Source organism: Anaeromicropila herbilytica (assembly GCF_016591975.1).
Lineage (GTDB): Bacteria > Bacillota > Clostridia > Lachnospirales > Lachnospiraceae > Anaeromicropila > Anaeromicropila herbilytica.
Genome location: NZ_AP024169.1, coordinates 970,165 through 989,054 on the forward strand (window position 1 = coordinate 970,165; position 18,890 = coordinate 989,054).

The 18,890-nt window shown below is 32.4% G+C and carries 15 protein-coding genes; 14 read left to right on the top strand and 1 reads right to left on the bottom strand.

The genetic code is table 11. The features are described from left to right. The first annotated feature begins 21 nt into the window (after positions 1–21). From bsdtb5_RS22000 to bsdtb5_RS04105, 5 genes are all read left to right on the top strand, one after another. Entirely contained in the window at positions 22–6,531 is a 6,510-nt protein-coding gene (locus tag bsdtb5_RS22000) for a helicase-related protein (RefSeq protein ID WP_271714782.1), read from the top strand. A 56-nt stretch (positions 6,532–6,587) separates the two neighbouring features. Continuing rightward, positions 6,588–8,633, top strand: a complete 2,046-nt coding sequence (locus tag bsdtb5_RS04090) for a hypothetical protein (protein ID WP_271714783.1) — start codon at positions 6,588–6,590, stop codon at positions 8,631–8,633. Between the two features lie 74 nt (positions 8,634–8,707). Beyond that, on the top strand, positions 8,708–9,715 hold the full coding sequence (locus bsdtb5_RS04095; RefSeq protein ID WP_271714784.1) for a DUF3991 and TOPRIM domain-containing protein: 1,008 nt from the start codon (positions 8,708–8,710) through the stop codon (positions 9,713–9,715). Positions 9,716–9,731: 16 nt separating this feature from the next. After that, complete coding sequence (locus bsdtb5_RS04100; RefSeq protein ID WP_271714785.1) at positions 9,732–9,920, top strand: hypothetical protein; 189 nt, start codon at positions 9,732–9,734, stop codon at positions 9,918–9,920. Positions 9,921–9,940: 20 nt separating this feature from the next. Beyond that, positions 9,941–10,348, top strand: a complete 408-nt coding sequence (locus bsdtb5_RS04105) for a hypothetical protein (protein WP_271714786.1) — start codon at positions 9,941–9,943, stop codon at positions 10,346–10,348. A 348-nt stretch (positions 10,349–10,696) separates the two neighbouring features. On the opposite strand, the gene bsdtb5_RS04110 is transcribed toward bsdtb5_RS04105, so the two are convergent. Next, positions 10,697–11,311 (bottom strand): hypothetical protein, encoded by a 615-nt coding sequence (locus bsdtb5_RS04110; RefSeq protein WP_271714787.1) that lies wholly within the window; start codon positions 11,309–11,311, stop codon positions 10,697–10,699. A gap of 144 nt (positions 11,312–11,455) precedes the next feature. On the opposite strand from bsdtb5_RS04110, the gene bsdtb5_RS04115 reads away from it, so the two are divergent. From bsdtb5_RS04115 to bsdtb5_RS04155, 9 genes are all read left to right on the top strand, one after another. Next, positions 11,456–12,712 (top strand): SpoIID/LytB domain-containing protein, encoded by a 1,257-nt coding sequence (locus tag bsdtb5_RS04115; protein WP_271714788.1) that lies wholly within the window; start codon positions 11,456–11,458, stop codon positions 12,710–12,712. 199 nt (positions 12,713–12,911) lie between these two features. Next, positions 12,912–13,211 carry a hypothetical protein gene (locus tag bsdtb5_RS04120; RefSeq protein ID WP_271714789.1) on the top strand — a complete coding sequence of 100 codons (300 nt, stop codon included), beginning with the start codon at positions 12,912–12,914 and terminating at the stop codon, positions 13,209–13,211. Between the two features lie 28 nt (positions 13,212–13,239). Beyond that, positions 13,240–13,953: a hypothetical protein gene (locus bsdtb5_RS04125; RefSeq protein ID WP_271714790.1), complete on the top strand. Its 714-nt coding sequence runs from the start codon at positions 13,240–13,242 to the stop codon at positions 13,951–13,953. After that, complete coding sequence (locus bsdtb5_RS04130) at positions 13,916–14,344, top strand: DUF3846 domain-containing protein (protein ID WP_271714791.1); 429 nt, start codon at positions 13,916–13,918, stop codon at positions 14,342–14,344. The genes bsdtb5_RS04125 and bsdtb5_RS04130 overlap by 38 nt, the downstream gene beginning before the upstream one ends. 15 nt (positions 14,345–14,359) lie before the next feature. Beyond that, positions 14,360–14,857, top strand: coding sequence for a plasmid mobilization protein (locus bsdtb5_RS04135; RefSeq protein ID WP_271714792.1), 498 nt, complete (start codon positions 14,360–14,362; stop codon positions 14,855–14,857). Between the two features lie 8 nt (positions 14,858–14,865). Further along, positions 14,866–15,924, top strand: coding sequence for a relaxase/mobilization nuclease domain-containing protein (locus bsdtb5_RS04140; protein ID WP_271714793.1), 1,059 nt, complete (start codon positions 14,866–14,868; stop codon positions 15,922–15,924). A 13-nt stretch (positions 15,925–15,937) separates the two neighbouring features. After that, positions 15,938–18,127, top strand: coding sequence for a VirD4-like conjugal transfer protein, CD1115 family (locus bsdtb5_RS04145; RefSeq protein ID WP_271714794.1), 2,190 nt, complete (start codon positions 15,938–15,940; stop codon positions 18,125–18,127). Between the two features lie 120 nt (positions 18,128–18,247). Continuing rightward, positions 18,248–18,631, top strand: a complete 384-nt coding sequence (locus bsdtb5_RS04150; RefSeq protein ID WP_271714795.1) for an Mbov_0395 family pilin-like conjugal transfer protein — start codon at positions 18,248–18,250, stop codon at positions 18,629–18,631. A gap of 19 nt (positions 18,632–18,650) precedes the next feature. After that, a complete protein-coding gene (locus bsdtb5_RS04155) occupies positions 18,651–18,890 on the top strand; it encodes a DUF6133 family protein (RefSeq protein ID WP_271714796.1) in 240 nt (79 codons plus the stop codon).

Sequence of the window (18,890 nt, forward strand, 5' to 3'; positions counted from 1 at the left end):
GGAAAAGGAAAGAGGTGTCTTATGAAGAAAATAGAATACTTAAAACAATTGTACCAAAAAGAAGTAGAAGTATTTCTGGAAAAGCCAGATGAGTGGAAATCTTTTTTAGAGTATGCCGGTTATATGTATAAATATGATTTTGTTACTCTTGTAAGTGCATATGCTCAGAATAAGGATTTTACACAATTAGCTACCTACGATGCTTGGAAATCAATAGGTAGACAAGTAAAAAGAGGAGAAAATAGTATACCAGTCTTAGTAAAAAGTCAACATGCTATTGAACACCTCTTTGATGTATCTCAGCTTTATGAAAGCAAACAAACATGGATATGGCAGATACAAGAGGAGGATAGAGAGCAATATGAAAAGTTATTCTTAGAAAAGAATAAGCAGTACGTTACTGAATATATCAAGACTCTACCGGATATTCGAAGTAATATGATAGTAAGCGAATGGAAGCAATATTTACGGAAAGAGAATCTGAAACCAGAATATAGAGATGCCCTCATGACAGATTTTCTTTATCAAAGTGTTGATTATATGGTACAATTTAGAAATAACAGTGTTACTGAGGACTCAAAGCATTATTTTAGTAAAACATATCCTGAGATCAATTCCTCTACCATGGATTACTTAGGGTATTACATAATAAAAACAGGAAGAAAATTGTTGCTTAATAGTAAAGAAATCGTACAAGAGATTCGAAAGGAGAAAGAGCATGAACGGAGACAGAAAGACAGAGATGTTAGAGAATGGAATGGAAATGGAATACGAGGAGAGGGACGGTCTTTGGTTCGCGGTAGTGGGAGAAGAGAAGAAAGACAATCAACCACTGGGCAAGTACGGGAATCAGGCTCTCGAATATTGGGAGAAAGAGAAGGAGTTCGAACTGCAACAACTGATCCTGAACGGAGCAATGATGGAAACCATGTATCAGATCGAGAAGAGAGCAGAGGAGATGATGGAGACCTTGCAGGAAGAACTTCTACAGAAAGATCCAATCAAGAACCCAAGCGATACGATGGAAACTTACCATCACAGACAGAGAATTCACGACCAAGCAGAGGAAATCGTACTTCACGAAGTGATATACAATTAGAACTCGATTTACAAGCATTACAACAAGATATAGGAAATAACGAAGGAGTAGATAAATCATCTTCTCCTTTTTTAGTGCGTAAAAGTTATGGACAAAAGAAGGTACCAGATGAAATTATAGAAGAAATGTTGCAACATGGTTCAGGTACAGTGGGAGGAAATCAAAGAATTCATGAGTTCTTTCAGAATCATAGCAAGAGAGAAGAGCAGATTGATTTTCTAAAGAAAGAATATTATTACTTTGGAATGGGGTTGGCAAGAGGTAATGAACTGGGCTTTCATGGAATGGACTCTAGTCCAGGTAAGGGTATTGAAATAAAATGGAACGATAGTAAGGGAAAACAAACTGAAATACTATCGTGGAAACAAATAAGTGCAGGAATCTCTAATCTAATACGTGATGGAAGATACTATATAAGTGAAGATCAGAATGAATTGTCTCATAATGAAATACAAAAAGAGGAGGTAGAGATACCAACGATAGTAGATGAAACTCATGAGGATAATAACGTTCATCATGTTAAAATAAAACAGGAAAGCGATGATAAAACGGATGAGATTCAAGATGAAAAAATAGATTATCAATATGAAGAGAACCATCATCTATATGATGGGGGAATTAAGACAAAATATCAAAATAACATAGCAGCCATACAATTATTGAAGTACTTAGATAAAGAGAATAGACCCGCTACCAAAGAAGAGCAAATTATTTTAGCAAAGTATGTGGGTTGGGGTGGAATGGCAGGAGCATTTGATGAAAATTCAAATACCTGGTCAAATGAATATCAAGAATTAAAAGATATCTTAACTCCAGAAGAATATAAAAGTGCAAGATCCTCAACGAACACCGCATTCTATACACCACCAGAAATCATTCAAGGTATTTATCAAGCGCTAAAGCAGTTTGGGTTTGATGGAGGAAATATATTAGATCCTTCCATGGGGAATGGAAACTTCTTTTCCGTGATGCCAAATCAATTTAGAGAACAATCTAATTTATATGGAATTGAACTAGATAGTATTTCGGGAAGAATAGCAAAGCAACTATATCAAAATGCAACGATTCAAGTAGCTGGATATGAAGAAGTAGATCTACCCGATAATTTCTTTGATGTTGCAATTGGTAATGTACCATTCGGAGATTATCAAGTATATGATCCAAAATATAAAAAGCATAATTTTCATATCCATGATTATTTCTTTGCCAAGACATTAGATAAGGTTAGAGCAGGTGGAATTATTGCTTTTATTACAAGTAAAGGAACATTAGATAAAGCAAATCCAATGGTTAGAACTTATTTATCAGAAAGAGCTGATCTCATTGGAGCAATTCGCCTACCCAATAATACATTTCAATCAATAGCAAATACAGAGGTAAGTAGTGATATTATCTTTTTACAAAAGAGAGAACGATTACAAGTAACTAAGGCACCATGGATATATACTGGATATACAAAAGATAAGATTCCGGTTAATCAATATTTTATTGAGCATCCAGATATGCTATTAGGAAAAATGGTATTCGATGTCAAACGATTTGGTCCAGAAAGTAAATATACAACGGTAATACCAAAGAATCCGGATACTCTCTTAGGAGAATATGAAGCAGCAATAACAAAACTCTCAGCTCAAATAAAAACAGAGATTGATAAGGAACAAGAGGTAGAAATAACTTCTATACCTGCAGATCCAACAGTGAAAAACTTCTGTTATACAGTTGTGGGAGATGATATTTATTATCGCAATAATTCAGTTATGAATCAAATGAATTATACTCAGAGTAAAAGTGAACAGATGAAGGGACTTATTCAGATTCGAGTTGCTGCTAGAACTATTATAAATGCACAGTTAGAAAACTGTGAAGACGAAGTATTAAATCAATTACAAGAACAGTTACATGAAACGTATGATAGCTTTCTTAAGAAATATGGAGCATTATCTAGTAAGCCAAATCAAATATTTAAACAAGATGCAGATTATCCTTTACTTTTGTCACTAGAACAGCAAGGAAACGATAATGAAGTAAAGAAGGCGGATATCTTTTATAAAAGAACGATAAAGCCATATCGTGAAATAACATCGGTAGATACTCCAAGAGAAGGCTTGATTGTGTCTTTAACGGAAAAAGGAAGAGTAGATATACCATATATAGCAAAGTTATGTGGTAAAGACTTTAAAGAAGTAGCCAATGCGTTGGAAGGTGAAATATTTATAAATCCAGAGCACTATGATGAAAGTAATCCCTATCAAGGATATGAAAGTTCGGATGAATATTTATGTGGTAATGTTCGTAAGAAACTTAAGATTGCAAAATTATATCAGAGTTCGAACTCAATATTCCAAATAAATATTGATGCATTAGAAAAAGTACAGCCTAAAGACTTAGAAGCAAGTGAAATTGAAGTTCGATTAGGAGCTACATGGATTGAGGAAGAAGATTATAATCAGTTTTTGTATGAGCTACTAGATACACCGAAAACCTTTCGAAAAGATCCTATCATGGATCATACGAATCGAAAGGCAGTAGCAATTCATTATAATTCATTTGATGCTTCTTTTTCTGTATCGAATAAAACATATTCTGTTACGAATCGTATTCGTGCAAACGAAACATATGGAACAAGTCGCATGGATGCTTACCATATTGTAGAAGATAGCTTAAATCTGAAAACAGTAGTAGTGAAAGATCGAATGACCAATGCAGATGGAAATTATTATTATGTAGTGAATAAAAAGGAGACTATTCTTGCAAGGGAAAAGCAAACATTAATTAAAGAAAAATTTAAGGAATGGTTCTGGTCTGACTTAACTCGTAGAGAGAAATATGTAACGAAATATAATGATTTATTTAACAATATACGTTTACGAGAATATGACGGTTCAAAGTTAACGTTTCCTGGTATGAATCCAGATATTGAACTAAGAAAACATCAAAAAGATGCCATAGCACGAGTCATTTATCATGGAAACGCACTGCTTGCTCATTGTGTTGGTGCAGGTAAAACGTATGAGATGATTGCTAGTGCAATGGAGATGAAAAGAATTGGATTAGCCAATAAGGTAATGCTTTGTGTACCTAATCATCTGACTGAGCAGATCGGAAATGATTTTATGAAGTTGTATCCGGCAGCTAATATTTTAATAGCAACGAAAGAGGATTTTGAACCACTTAATCGTCAGACCTTTATTAGTAAAATTGCAACGGGTGAGTATGATGGAGTTATCATTGGTCATAGTCAGTTTGAAAAAATTCCAATATCAAAAGAACGAGAGCAAGAAATGATTGAAAATCAAATTGAACATGCTAGGGATGCCATTGAACGAATCAAACGGGAGAATGGTGAGAATTGGTCCATTAAACAAATGGAACGGTTCAGAAAAGGACTAGAGGTAGATTTAAAGAAACTAAGAGATACCAAACGAGATCAGGTAATTGAATTTGAAGAGCTTGGAATTGATGCACTCTTTGTTGATGAAGCTCATTATTATAAAAACTGTGCAGTGTTTTCAAAAATGAGAAATGTTGCAGGAGTTTCTACAAGTAAGGCAAAGAAGTCCATGGACATGCTGATGAAGTGCATGTATATTCAAGAGATTAATGGTGGAAAAGGAGTTGTGTTTGCAACTGGAACACCTGTATCCAATAGTATGACAGAATTATTCGTGATGCAGCGTTATTTACAAAATCAAAGCTTACAAGAAAAAGGACTACATCATTTTGATGCATGGGCAGCACAATTTGGAGAAGTGATCTCTTCGTTAGAGTTAGCGCCAGAAGGTACGGGATATCGATTTAAGAATCGATTTGCAAAATTTACAAACCTACCAGAGCTTATGACAATGTTTCGAGAGATAGCAGATGTCCAGTTACCAGAAATGTTACAATTACCAGTACCTAAATTAAAAGGTGAATCCTATAACATCGTTGTATCCGAGCCTAGTGAATATACAAAAGAAGTGATGAAAGAGTTTGCACAAAGAGCAGAAGAAATTCGTAATGGTGCTGTTGAACCTTACATTGATAATATGTTAAAAATAACAAATGAAGCTAGACTATTAGGTACCGATCCAAGACTATTAGATCCCAATGCACCAAATGAGGCTAATAGTAAAGTCAATCAATGTATAGAAAATGTATACGAAGAATACATACAAAGTCAAAGCGTTCTAGGAACACAAATCGTCTTTTGTGATGTTGGTACACCAAATGCAAATAAAAAATGGTCCGTATATGATTCTATCAAAGAAGAGTTAATCAAACTTGGAGTACCGGAAGAAGAAATCTGCTTCATCCATGATGCCAAGACAGAAATTCAACGAGAAAAGTTGTTTGATGAATTAAGAGCTGGAAGCAAACGTATTATCATTGGTAGCACTACCAAGATGGGAACAGGAGTTAATATTCAGAAACGATTGATTGCTTTACATCATCTTGATTGCCCGTGGAGGCCTGCTGACATTGAGCAACGCGAGGGGCGTATCCTTCGACAAGGAAACCAAAATGAAGAAGTATCTATCTACCGATATGTTACGAAAAATACATTTGATTCGTACAGTTGGCAGCTAGTCGAGCAGAAACAAAAGTTCATATCACAGATTATGACGAATAAGAGTATCGAAAGAAGTTGTGAAGATATTGATGATACAGTTCTAACCTATGCAGAAGTAAAAGCCTTAGCAACTGGAAATCCATTGATTCGAGAGAAAATGGACATTGATACCGAAGTAACCAGGCTAAAGCTATTAAAAAATGGGTTCCTCAATCAGAAATATAAGTATGAACTAGGAATAAAAAAAATCTATCCAAATCAGATTAAAGAATATCAAGACAAAATTCAAGAAGTACAAAAAGATATGGAACTACGAGATGCAAATGCAATTCCGGAAGATTCCTTCAAGATGGTATTAATGGATCACACTTATACCGAGCGAACCGAAGCAGGAAAAGCACTTATGGTTATCTTGTCTATGGAAGTGCTACCAAAGAAGTTAGGAGAGTATCGTGGATTTACTATGGAAGCTATTGATACAGAAACATCAAACAATTATATTCAAATCAAAGGGATTGCTAGTCATCGATTGGAATTAGGTACAAGTGGACTTGGAAACATCAATCGAATTGAGAATGTACTTGGTAATTTCGAAGAACTTCTTGAATTATATCAGGATAAGTTAGAAATGAATCAGGAAAGCTTGAAAGAAGCACTCATTAATAGTAAAAAAGAGTTCCCTCATGAAGAGGAATTAGATAATAAATTAAAAAGGCAAACAGAATTAAATCAAATATTAGAGCTTGATAAAAAGGACGAAGTATTAATGGATGGAGAGGAACAGAAGGAAGAAAAGAAAGCGATTACTCCGAAAGAGATATTACATTCGTTAGACAGAATAAATGAATCAGAGAACGATTATGAAAATGAAATGGAATAGCGGTAACTCATTAACGAACAGCAATGCTGTTCATTTTTTTATAAAGGAGAAGAAATATGGCTAAAAGAAATGGGAGTCATAAAAAGGAGAAAGAGCTTCATCCAGATGTAATACTTGCAAATAGTATAAGTATTATTGACTTTGCAAGAAAGGAGGGAATGAATATTTCTTATGAAGATGGTTATATTGCTAGAATTTCAGATATAAGTGGATATGGTGAGATAATCGTTGATAAAGACAGTAATTCATGGGAGTATACAGATCAAGAAAATAAGACAACACATGGAAATACGATAAGATTTGCTGCGCGTATGAATGAGATGGAATGGAATGAAGCAGTAGATTTCTTAATCGAGGAAAGAGCTTCTTATCTATCTAACTCAGAATATAATCAATCTTATCTAAGCAGACATCCACAACGAAATCATGAAAGCAAGGTAAAGAATGTACAAGCGGATACATCAAAAAACAAAGATGTATCAATTGTTGAATATGCAAAGAGCATTGGGTTAGAAGTAAAAGAAGTAAACGACAGACTAGCACTCATACCAGAGTATCCATCACTATTGATTCATAAGAAAAATAATACATGGAATAACAGTGAACAAGGAGTAAAGGATGGTAATCTTATTCAATTTGTTTCGAAGTTTCAAAATGTGAGTGAGAAAGAAGCAGTAAGGTTGCTTGATGAATACCAAAATTCAAATGAATCGGTAGAACAAGAAGTAGTACTTAATCAGAAGAATGAACAAGAAGTTAATTTGGAAAAAGAAAGTGAAACTTCTACAGTAGATTCTAGTATAGAGAATAAAGAAGTTTCCCGAGATGAATCCAAAGAATTTGAAACAGATGTGAGAGAAAAAGAAAGCAAAAGGCATACCAAAGCACAACTTGCTGAAATTATTGCAGGTATGCGACATGGTGTAGATATTACTCAATATGATGATCCTAGATTAAAGGCCAATCAAATGAGAGAAATAAGATATGCTTTAGAAAAAGGAAATAGCTTAAAAGACTTTATTTCTCCTACCGTATCTGCAGAGTACATAAAAGAGGTACGATTAGCTATGGAAGATGATACTGATCTATCTTTACTCCAACTAAATGAGAAAAAAGATAATATTTTTAGTGCGGAGCAAGTAAAAGAGATTCGAATGGGATTAAAAAATGGTCTTCTTTTAGATCAAGTTAAAGTTTATGCAAAGAATCATTTAGATGCAGCTACAATGAAAGAATTAAGACTAGGTTTACAAGATGGTTTTGATAAAATGAAAGATTTAGCGAATGGTCATTTTAAAGCTGAAGATATTCATACGATTCGAATTCATTTAATTGTTAAGAAGATTATGCAAACGATTCAATTTCAATTACGTCAATTTTATGAAAATATTATTGATGTTTTTAAAAAGCAAGTCATCATAAAGGAGCCAATGGAAGTTCCACAAGGACAAGATATTTCAAGATTTGCTAGAATGAATACAGCTTCGAAAGAGGAAGAACTAGTGAATGAAGCTGCATTTGAACTTAATGAAGTAGCACAAACATTATATGAATCTATGGAAGAAGATTTTTATCAAAAAGATTATACTTTTGAACAAAAGAAAGATGCTATGAAAAGGGCGATTAATGAGGTTGTTCAAAAAGCGAATGAGATTGAGCATGTATCTGGAGTTGAGTTAGATGTTGCAGTAGATGAAGCTGTTGAATTCATTGTGAATGAGAAAGAAGAGAAAACATTACAAAATGAAGCAATGAAATCAATGAAGGCTGAATTTGTTGAAAAATTTTATGAATATGAAAATGATCATTACACCAAACTTGCTGAATTTGCACAAGATGTCATAGCAGAAAAAAGTATTTCTTATGAACACAAAGTAGAAATCTTATATCAAACATTGGGTGAGATGTATGATGAAAAAGTGGCGAAGAACTGGATTGAACATTTGTATCAGCCTGAAAGCGAAATAGTTGAAGAAGTGAAAGTAGATCATCAAGAACAGGAGATGAAGAATTCATCTACGGAACGATTCAGGCAGATGTACGAAGCAATGGAGCAAGAGACAGAAATAATTGAAGAATATGAATTTGATTTAGAACAATAATGAAATAATCAATATTGTTCTTTTTTTTGTCCCCAAAGAAGAGCAAATTCTTTGGGGGGAAGGAAGGTGTAATAATGAGATTTCTGAGCGACAACAGTTATAAACGATTTAGTAAAGAGCAAGTTGAGAGAGCAGACCATACTAATATTTATGACCTGGCTTTGCAAAGAGGGTATGCAGTTCGCAATATAAATACAAAGCTTGCTGAAATCCGAAGTCAAGGTGGCCTTGATATTGATAAATTAAGAAACCGGTGGTATTGCCATAGTGCTGATGATGGTGGAGGTCCTATTCAATTATTAGTATTCATGGAGGGTTTTACCTGGATTGAAGCAGTAAAAGAACTTTTAAATGAAGAAGGAGAGTATAAGATATATGCTCCAGTGGAAGATGTTGTAGAAGAATATCAAAAAGAAAATTTTAAATTGCCAGAGAAAAATAATACCTATAAACATGTATTTGCATATTTGATCAAAACTAGAAAGATACATCAAGATATTGTAAATGAATTTGTTGATAAAAAACTAATCTACGAAAATGATAAAAAAAGTTGTGTATTTGTTGGATACGACAATGAAGAAAAAGTAAGATATGCTAGTATACGTAGTACAAGTACTGCAGCTAATGCGTTCAGAGGTGAAGCGAAATCTTCTGATAAGCGTTTTGGATTTGCAAGAAGAGGAAGTAATCATATATTAACTATTATGGAGGCACCTATTGATTTGCTTAGTTATTTGACTCTTTATAAAATTCATGGATTAGAAAAATTAATAGAAAATGATCATTTATTAAGCTTAGGTGGTGTATGTGATAAGGCATTAAAACAGTATTTATATGATCATCCTGAAATTACTACAATCAAAATCGGATTAGATAATGATAAAGCTGGAAATAAAGCTTCCTCAGAAATAATTCAAGAATATTCAAGTCAATATCAGGTGAAACGATTACGTATCAAAGGTAAGGATTTTAATGAAATGCTAATCCAGGATGTAAATGAACAGATAGCAACCAGGCAGATAAAAAATATGGAGATGAAACAACAAGTGGATGAAGAGGAGAATGAATTGGAGTTAGCATAGAAATGGGGTAGGAAAAATGAAAAAAGAGAAAAATGAAGCTAATAGATTTTCATTTGTACTACAAGAAATGATTACATTAGCGGATAGTCAAAAAGTAATTGTAACTGATCCAAAGATGGAGTTTCAAGTAGTAAAGAAAAAAAGTACCTATACATCTTGTTTTAATGACAATTTAAATCCTTGTAGACCATTTAATATATGGTGAAAAGGAGAGTATAGAAGGTCATGAACAATTTTAGGCTATTCAAGTTAATTGGAGCTGTTGGCCAAGAACAGTTTATTATTGCAAGCATTATAAATGAATTTGGATTTCATATGCTACTAAGTAATATTGATTCATTAAGCATTAGCAATAAAACTAAAATAGCACTACAGAATCTTAATAATGTTATAAAGGAGCAAAATCTAGTACAGAGTGTCTCTGGTCTAACAGAAATATCAATAAAGAAGTTAAATCAATATATACAATACAATAATCTTATTGATGTGATAAGACGGCCAGAATCACTAGATGTTGATGTAAGACAATTTGAAAAACTTAGATTATTACATGAAATAATGAGTTCATGTGAGCAAGAATCTAATGAATGGAATATTAGTTTTGTGGATAATGAAATGGAATTAGAGATCTAGCGCTGAAAAGAGAGGAGATTGAGAAAAAAGAATATGCAAATATTATGAAACAAAAAGATTTCTTTTCCGTATCTACAGAGCTTATGGAATTGAGAAAAAAGTTAGCTAATTAACTGGCAAGCTTCCCCTTTGTACGGCTAACGTCGCACAAAGAGCTTGTCGGGAGACCCGAATCCCAGATTTGGGAAGTGTCCCAAGCCCTCTATGTATAACGATTATCAAAATAATAAAAATATATAGATTATAGTGGAAACTACAGAGGTCTGAATTGGAATAGAGTTATACAAAGAAAAAATAGGATATCAATTAAGATGATATCCCATTTTATGAAGACATATATAAGCGGTATTATTTGATTACTAAACTCTCTGCAATGTTATCAGCATCAGATTCATTAACAAAGTTAGTTGAAATATAAAAATCAACATATGATGTACCTTTGTTTGAGGTAAAGAAATAATGCAATTGATCTTTTGGTTGTTTTTCACCTTTTATTTGATCTGCAGCTGAAAGTTCAAACCCGACAACTACTTTTTTCATCGAATATGTACCGAAGTCTTTTTCTGTACAATTACTATTGGCAAATGCATGAACACCAAAACGATTAGCTATTATCGATTCAATTGATTTCTCATGGCTATACTTTGGATCAGTTTCTATTGAAGCAATAATGTTTTTATCTACCTTAAAATCAACTTCATATTTAGATTCATTTACCGGTTTCCAAGTTGTTGGAATATTAACAGTATAATAATCAGTTTTATATATTTGAGTTTTATCAGCCTTTTTATTTTGATCCTCATCTGACAATAAATTTTGTTTGTTTACAACAATTTTAGTATGAGATTCAATGCCTTTATCTTTTTGTATATAATTTTTAAAACTATAAGTGCCTATAGTTAGTATAATAAATCCAGTCAAAGTAATAATTATTATTTTATAAATCTTTTTAATAAAACTCATCTCCTTATAATTTACTTATAAATATAACTTAACTTAATTAATTATTATTGTCAATAGATATGGATAAAAAAGTAAATATCAAAAAATGTTGCAAATTTACAAAAAATGGTGTAATATAGAAAAAAACAGAAAGGGGATATAAACATGTACAAGACTTCAAAAAAATCAACTTATGTTATAATTGCTATTGTTACAATGATTACCACTCTATTTACTTCGTTTTCAACTTTTTACGTAAAAGCTGATGTAAACGATTCAATTGAATTAATAAATAAATATGTTGATTCAATTGCTAAAAAAGATTGGGGAACTTTTACAAGTTTAATGCCTAACGATGAACAGGCAGACTATCAAAACTATTTTGCTGATAACTCAATTACTAACGGTGTTAAACAAATTGAAGAGGTAACATGTAAGAGTATCACAAAAGTAGACAATAATAATGTTAAGGATGATTTATTATCCAATGAGTTTACTATATTACAACATAGCAATAATATAGAATCTTATATAGTTGGACTTGATTGTAAAGTAAGTACTGAAAATGAATTTTTTTATAATGGATTAAATTACTTTCTTATAGTAATAGCAGAAGAAAATGGTGAAATGAAAATAGCACAGTTCAATAGGCCATCCTACGATTTGTTAAAAACAGTAATTGATCCTAGTGCCAATCAAAAAGATAAAGAGTATAGTGAAGAAAAAGCAGCTTTAAATGTTGTTGAAAATGCTTCAAATGGTTTATTGGTTAATGCTAATAATGAACCAATACTTGATGATAAATTTGAGAAAATTCAAATTCAGAACTCGGATTTTTCGAATGAAGATGATAAATGTAGTGAAAATAAAATTAGTAATACATTGTCATCTGGTTTTCCAATTTTAAATTACTACACTTTTTACTCATACCCTTCATCAATAGTAGTGAAAATGGATTTAACTGGTTCAGGTGCTATTAAAACGGTTAATTTCAATACATATATAAAAAATGTATTACCTAATGAATGGTTTCCATCATGGAATAGTGAAGCATTAAAAGCAGGCGCTTATTGTGTTAAAATGGTTGGTTGGTATAGAACAATTAATCCAGTTAGTCCATCAATGGGTGTTAATGTTTATCAAACGACACAAAAATATGTACCAAGTACAGAACTTACCTCAACAAACAATGCATTTAATTCAATATCCGGTTTAGGGATGTCAAATTCAGAATATAAATTATTTTTCCCTGAGTATGCTGCTGGTACTAGTGGTTCTGCTGGAAGTAGAGCAGGTGGACAACTCAAACAATGGGGTTCGCAATACCTAGCATCTATGGGATATGGACATAATTATATTTTAAACTACTATTATAGTGGTTCAGAATACTCAAGTGGAGATTTAACTTATTTTTCATATTAATTGTGTTTTATTATTAGTATTATAATAGACATATATACGAAACATTTAGTAGCAGTGATTTATTACATACAATATTCGGTTATTGTATGTGAAAATATTGATAAGTTACTTTTAATAAGTAGAGCATTATTAAAAACTTCTTTCATTAATAATTTGAAAGAAGTTTTTTTGTGCATTTTTTTAGAAAGGATGAGATTAGATGAAAGTAATAGATAGAGATACAGGGAAACCGGTAGATGTGTTTGTGATCAAGCTAGAATGTTATTTCGTTAATGACACACCAATATATGAAATAAATGGTTATAGACATGAAGATCCTATTCCAGTTCCAATTAAGAACTTCAGGAATGTTAGAGACAACAAAGAACTTTATTCTATTTATCAAAGAGTAAAAGAACTAAACGAACAATGTCGTGAAGAATGGAAAACTAAAGATAACATTGCATCAATGGAGCAGTCAGAGTGTAGAGAATTGGATGATGCTTTAGAATTAGAATAAAAAGATAGGAAAGAAGGTGAACTATTTGGTGTCAAAACCGTATGCCTATATAAATAGGAATGATTTTAGTGAAGAACAATGGCAAGAAATTAAAGATGGAATGAAAAAGAAATTAGAAGTAAACCTTTATGCAAAAAAGTATTACCATCAATCACAAATGAGAGAAATACGTTTAGGATTAGAGTCAGGATTAAATGTTTCTGCTTATATGGATCGATTCATTCATTCGAAAGATATGATGATTATCAGAAAAGGATTGGAAAAAGGAGTAGATATCCTACCCTATTCGGATAGCAGGTTTAATTATCGACAAAAGGAAGAAATACTTCTTGGGTTACTTTCTAGGATTGATGTTAGCAAGTATGCAAAAGAGTATTATAACGAATGGAAGATGAAAGAAGTACGTTTAGGTCTTGAACAAGAAATAGATTTAAGCATGTACTTAGATGATTATAATCATCACCAAATTCATTTGTTGCGTATTGGTTTGGAGAGAGGGGTGGATATTTCAATTTTAGAAGAACCTAATCTAAAGCAGGCGCAAATGGCAGAGATTCTGATAGGCTTATTAAATCATATTGATGTTAGCAGCTATGCAAATTTTGAAATACCAATTGAGATAATGAGGGAACGAAGAGCAGAACTAGAGAAAATAAAATATCCCAACCAAGAAGTAGAAGTAATTGAAATAGAGAGGAAAAACAATGGAAAAAAACGAAAGAACAGAGGAAGAACTAACTAAATTGAAGATAGTTATTGTAGAACCAGGAAAAACTCCTAGAACTGATATCATTTCAGATGATTTAGATAAAATGCAAAAGATTGTTGGAGGCTATATCGAATGTTTTGATATAGAAAAAGATGTGACCGTTGTAGTAAATGAAGTGGGAAAGATAATGGGATTACCACATAATCAGGTTATTAATAATGAGCCAATAAGCGGAACATTCTTTGTGGTGGGATCTGATTATGAATCCGGTGAATTTAAATCTTTAAGTGATGAACAATGTGATATGTATTGTAAGCAATTCCAACCCAGAGCAATAAATCGTACTTATACCGAGGAAGATCTATTACTACTTCATGTATTAAGTATGATTGATAGTGAAAATGATATGGAACTTGAACGATAAGAAATTGAGGTGAGAGTGATAAAAAGATATCAAAACCAAGAGCATATCAAAAATAAGAAAATAAGTGCTAGAGTTACAGAGAAACAAAAAAAAGAGGTATTAGAACGAGCAGAAGCATGTAGTATGAAGGAAAGTGAATATGTTCTATATTCTTGCCTAAAAGACTCTGATGTACCAATCTCTTATCTTATATCAGAAAGCACTAACTTAAAGCGTATTGAATTAAGAATTAATGAAAAAGAAAAACAAGTGATATTAGACAATGCAAAGAAAGCAAATATGAAGGACTTAAGTAAGTATGTTCGAAGTTGTTGTTTAGGTAAGGAGATAATAATTATTGAGGATTTAAAAGAGTTTTCAAAAGAGCTACATAAAATTGGTAATAATTTGAATCAGTTAACAATGCTTTGTCATCAAGGATTAATTGTATCTCCAGACATATCTGAAACTTCAATCCTTTTAAAAGATGTCTATAAAAAGCTAGTTGATTTAAATCATAAGATTCATAAGTAGGTGATAAGGTGGCAATCATTGAATTTATTAATGGTAAAAAGAATACAGAGGGCAAGAGAACCACTTATAAATCATTAGGAAGTATGAAACGGTTGATAAACTATATTTTAAAACCAGAAAAGACAAATGAATGGTTGAAAGGAGGAATCGGATGTAATCCGGATACTGCATATGAAGAATTTATTTTAACCAAAGCCTTATATAATAAGCTTCCATCTACTACAACGGAAAGATCTAAATCGGATCAACTTATTCACTTTACACAAAGTTTTAAGAAAGAAGAGGTCTCACCGGAGCTATGTAAAGAGATTGCTGATGAATTATTAAACCATGAACTCTTTCAAGGGTATCAAGTTGTTTATGCAACCCATATAGATCGAGAACATTTGCATACTCACTTTGTAATTAATAGTGTTAACATGGATGATGGAATTAGATGGCATATATCAGCAAATGATTTACAAAGACTTAAGGACTATAGTGATGAATTATGTAGAGAACATGGATTATCTATTATACCAAAAAAGGATAAAAATCAGAGAAGAGAAAATACACGTTTGCATCAACATACTTCTTCTGGAGAGTACAGGGCAAAGAAGCAAGGACGAAGTTGGAAAGCAGAAACGTTACATGCTGGGTTAGCAGTAAGAAAAGTTGCTTTGAATCGGGAAGAATTCATTTCAATGATGAATGGACTAGGATACAAGGTCCGATGGGAAGATACAAGGAAAGATATTACGTTTACAACTCCAGAAGGAAAGAAGATTAATAGCGATAAATTAGGATTCCCAGAACGTAACTACACACCTTTAACAAAAGAAAGCTTAGAAAAGCAATTTGCACTTAACCGGCAAGTAAAAGAGAATAATAATGAAAGTATTATTAGAGCACAAGAAAAATCAAAATTAGAGATCTTGAAAATTATTGATTCACTAACGAGGGATAATGATACCAATCAGTATCCATTTCAGAATAATTGGAACAATGGCCATCTTGAAGGACAAGCGTTAAAGGATAAGCTGATTGAATTAGAAAAAGGAAAGGGAATTGATTGGGAGAGAGAATAAAAGGAGGAAAAGATTGAAATTAAAGAAATTGATTCCATATCTTTTTCTATCATTTGTTGGAATCATAGCATCATTATATTTTGCAGCTTTGTTGGATACATTGTTGTCTAAAAAAAGATTTGAATCCTATCAAATGATAGAGATTATTAAAATAGTCGCTTCTAGTAAAAATGCTAGTAAGCTTTTTTTATGCTTATTACTAGGACTTTTGTTATGCGTTGTGGTTCTTATGCTATCGGATACAAAGGATTATCAGAGTAAACAGATTATTGTAACACCTGATATTTCAACTCCAGTGGTTGCAGGGCAAGGCCAATGTGGTACAGCTAAATGGCTCGACCTAAATCAATTTGAAAAAGTTTTTGCTACTAGTTTAATAGATAAGAATCATCCATTGATGGATTGGCTTAGAGAACATGCTTTAGACGATATATCGGGTGAGTTACAGAGAATTGAACAGTTAGAAGAAGATATTTCTAATTTGCAAAATGAATTAGAACATAGTCAAGGTGATTCAAATCTAAAACAAGATCTTGAAGAGAAAATAGATATTAAAGTTCAACAACTAACAGATCAAAGTTTAGTAATTAGACCAAAAGAAACAGATTTAAATTTTGATTTTAAAAACATTCCTATTAATGTATTGAATAATATGGAAGGGGGGATGGTACTAGGAAAAAAAGATAACAAGTTAGGCGAACTACTCTATTATATTAATGAGGATGTACATACATTAATTCTTGGTGCCACAAGAGCTGGTAAAGGAAGATGTATCGTAATACAGACATTATGCTTTCTTGCATTGGCTCTTGAAAATATTCTGTGTTTTGATCCAAAAGGTGAAAACTATGATTATACAAAGCCATTATTACAAGCTTTAGGATATGACACCATACTAATAGATTTTAAAAATCCAAAAATGAGTACCAGATTTAACTTTTTACAACCTATCATTGATTGCATAGATCAGGAAGATATACCAGGAGCAATTGATGCGACCTGGGATCTGGTCTCACAGTTGGTGGGTGAGCCAAAGGGAGAAAGATTGTGGACAGATGGAGAAGCTTCTAATATAGCAGGATCTATTATGGCAGTATGTTACGATAATCGTGCTCCTGAAAATCATAAATATCGGAATCTACAAAATGTATATTACTTTATTAGTCAAATGTGTACACCTGTACAGGTTGGCAATGTCATGGTAGTTCCATTAAATAAATATACAAAGGATTTACCTTATGATCATCCATCAAAAGCACTTTTTGCAGTTGGAGAGATAGCTCCATCGAGAACAAGAGGAAGTTTTTACACATCATCCCTTATGACATTAAAATTATTTACGAATCCGTTAATTGCTGAAATGACATCAATAAGTGATTACGACTGCATGAAGATAGGTAACAAAAAAACAGCAATTTTTATCATGCTCCCAGATGATCGTAAAACTTATTATACTTTGGCAAGTCTTTATGTATCACAGTTATATCAATTGTTAAGTAAAGCAGCTGATTTGCGAGGCGGAAGATTGAAAAGAAGATTTAATTTTGTCTTAGATGAATTTGGACAATATGCAAAAATACCACCTTTTACAAGCATGATGACAGTTGGTGGTGGCAAAGGAATTCGTTTCAATTTATTCTTACAAGCTTTTTCACAATTAGATGAGATTTATGAAAAAGAAGCTGCTAAGACTATTAAAAGTAACTGTGAAAATTGGATATATCTTCAATCGGATGATGGAGATACAAGAAAAGACTTATCAGAAAAGTTAGGAAAGTATACGATTAGTACTTATTCCTTGAGTGCAAATCATCAAAAATTTAGCAATCCTAGTTCATCGCACAATATTAGCCTTACAGGAAGAGATTTACTTACACCTGATGAGATTAAGAAAATTAAAAGACCATATTCGTTAGTAACAAGCAGGAACGATCCTGCTATTTTTTATGCGCCAGATCTAGTCAACTGGAGTTTTAATTCTATATTAGGACTTGGAAGTAAAGAGCATAATCGAAGACTTCGACTTGCAAGAGGTAACATAAGATACCGACGAGAGGTAAGCAGTAAACCAGTACTGTGGGGAATTTGGGATCAGTACATAGAAGCAATCAAGGAAGAACAAAAGGAAAAGGAAAGAAAGAAGATGGAAGAAATGGCTAAGATGATGGCAATGCAATCATCGAGTGATTCATTTTATTCTTAGATACTATAAGGAGGAAAGATAAGTTGAAACTTAATATACAACTGATAAGATCCGCACGTTGTCCACCCGCGTGACGGATTTTTTTTGATAACAAATATAACATTGTAAAGGAGTAAGAAAATGAAACAAGGAAAGAAAGAGCTAAAGAAAAGCAATAAAAAGTTAATAACAGGTGTAATTAAAAATAAGATGACTTACTTAATTATTTTGATGTATCTATGTGTAAGTCAAAAAACAGTTCACGCAGATGAGACTTCATCGATTGCGGGCAGTACGTTTGGTAAAGGATTAATAAAATTATTAGGAGATGTATCCGCATTTTTATTAGTTTTATCACCTATTGTAGGTGGATTATTCGCAGTATATTTCTTTATTCGTAAAAATGCTGCAGATGAACAAGATCAAAAGCAATGGAATAAGAGATTAATAATCACTGGAGTATGTGTAGTAGGTGCAGTACTAGTAAGTTCTATGATTCAAGTAATAACTGGATACTTTAAATAAAAATATGGAGGAAGCAAATATGAGAGAATATGTAAATGAGAAAGTGATTAAAGGTAAAATCAAAGCAGCAAAAGTAGTAGAACGTGTTCTGGAAAAGCTTAGTGAGGACAGCGGTAACTTTATTGAAGAGATGGCCAAATATATTATTGGTATTGTATTAGCAGCATTAGTATTAGCGGGTTTATATGCTCTTGTGAAAACTGTTGTCCTTCCTTCCATTAGTGACAAAGTTAAGAATTTATTTAACTACACAGCTTAA

Bases quoted from the DNA above. Each gene is read 5' to 3' on its own strand.
- bsdtb5_RS04090 (WP_271714783.1), top strand. From the start codon at position 6,588: ATGGCTAAAAGAAATGGGAGTCATAAAAAGGAGAAAGAGCTTCATCCA.
- bsdtb5_RS04110 (WP_271714787.1), bottom strand. From the start codon at position 11,311: ATGAGTTTTATTAAAAAGATTTATAAAATAATAATTATTACTTTGACT.
- bsdtb5_RS04150 (WP_271714795.1), top strand. From the start codon at position 18,248: ATGAAACAAGGAAAGAAAGAGCTAAAGAAAAGCAATAAAAAGTTAATA.
- bsdtb5_RS04100 (WP_271714785.1), top strand. From the start codon at position 9,732: ATGAAAAAAGAGAAAAATGAAGCTAATAGATTTTCATTTGTACTACAA.
- bsdtb5_RS22000 (WP_271714782.1), top strand. From the start codon at position 22: ATGAAGAAAATAGAATACTTAAAACAATTGTACCAAAAAGAAGTAGAA.
- bsdtb5_RS04115 (WP_271714788.1), top strand. From the start codon at position 11,456: ATGTACAAGACTTCAAAAAAATCAACTTATGTTATAATTGCTATTGTT.
- bsdtb5_RS04130 (WP_271714791.1), top strand. From the start codon at position 13,916: ATGGAAAAAAACGAAAGAACAGAGGAAGAACTAACTAAATTGAAGATA.
- bsdtb5_RS04105 (WP_271714786.1), top strand. From the start codon at position 9,941: ATGAACAATTTTAGGCTATTCAAGTTAATTGGAGCTGTTGGCCAAGAA.
- bsdtb5_RS04095 (WP_271714784.1), top strand. From the start codon at position 8,708: ATGAGATTTCTGAGCGACAACAGTTATAAACGATTTAGTAAAGAGCAA.
- bsdtb5_RS04120 (WP_271714789.1), top strand. From the start codon at position 12,912: ATGAAAGTAATAGATAGAGATACAGGGAAACCGGTAGATGTGTTTGTG.
- bsdtb5_RS04155 (WP_271714796.1), top strand. From the start codon at position 18,651: ATGAGAGAATATGTAAATGAGAAAGTGATTAAAGGTAAAATCAAAGCA.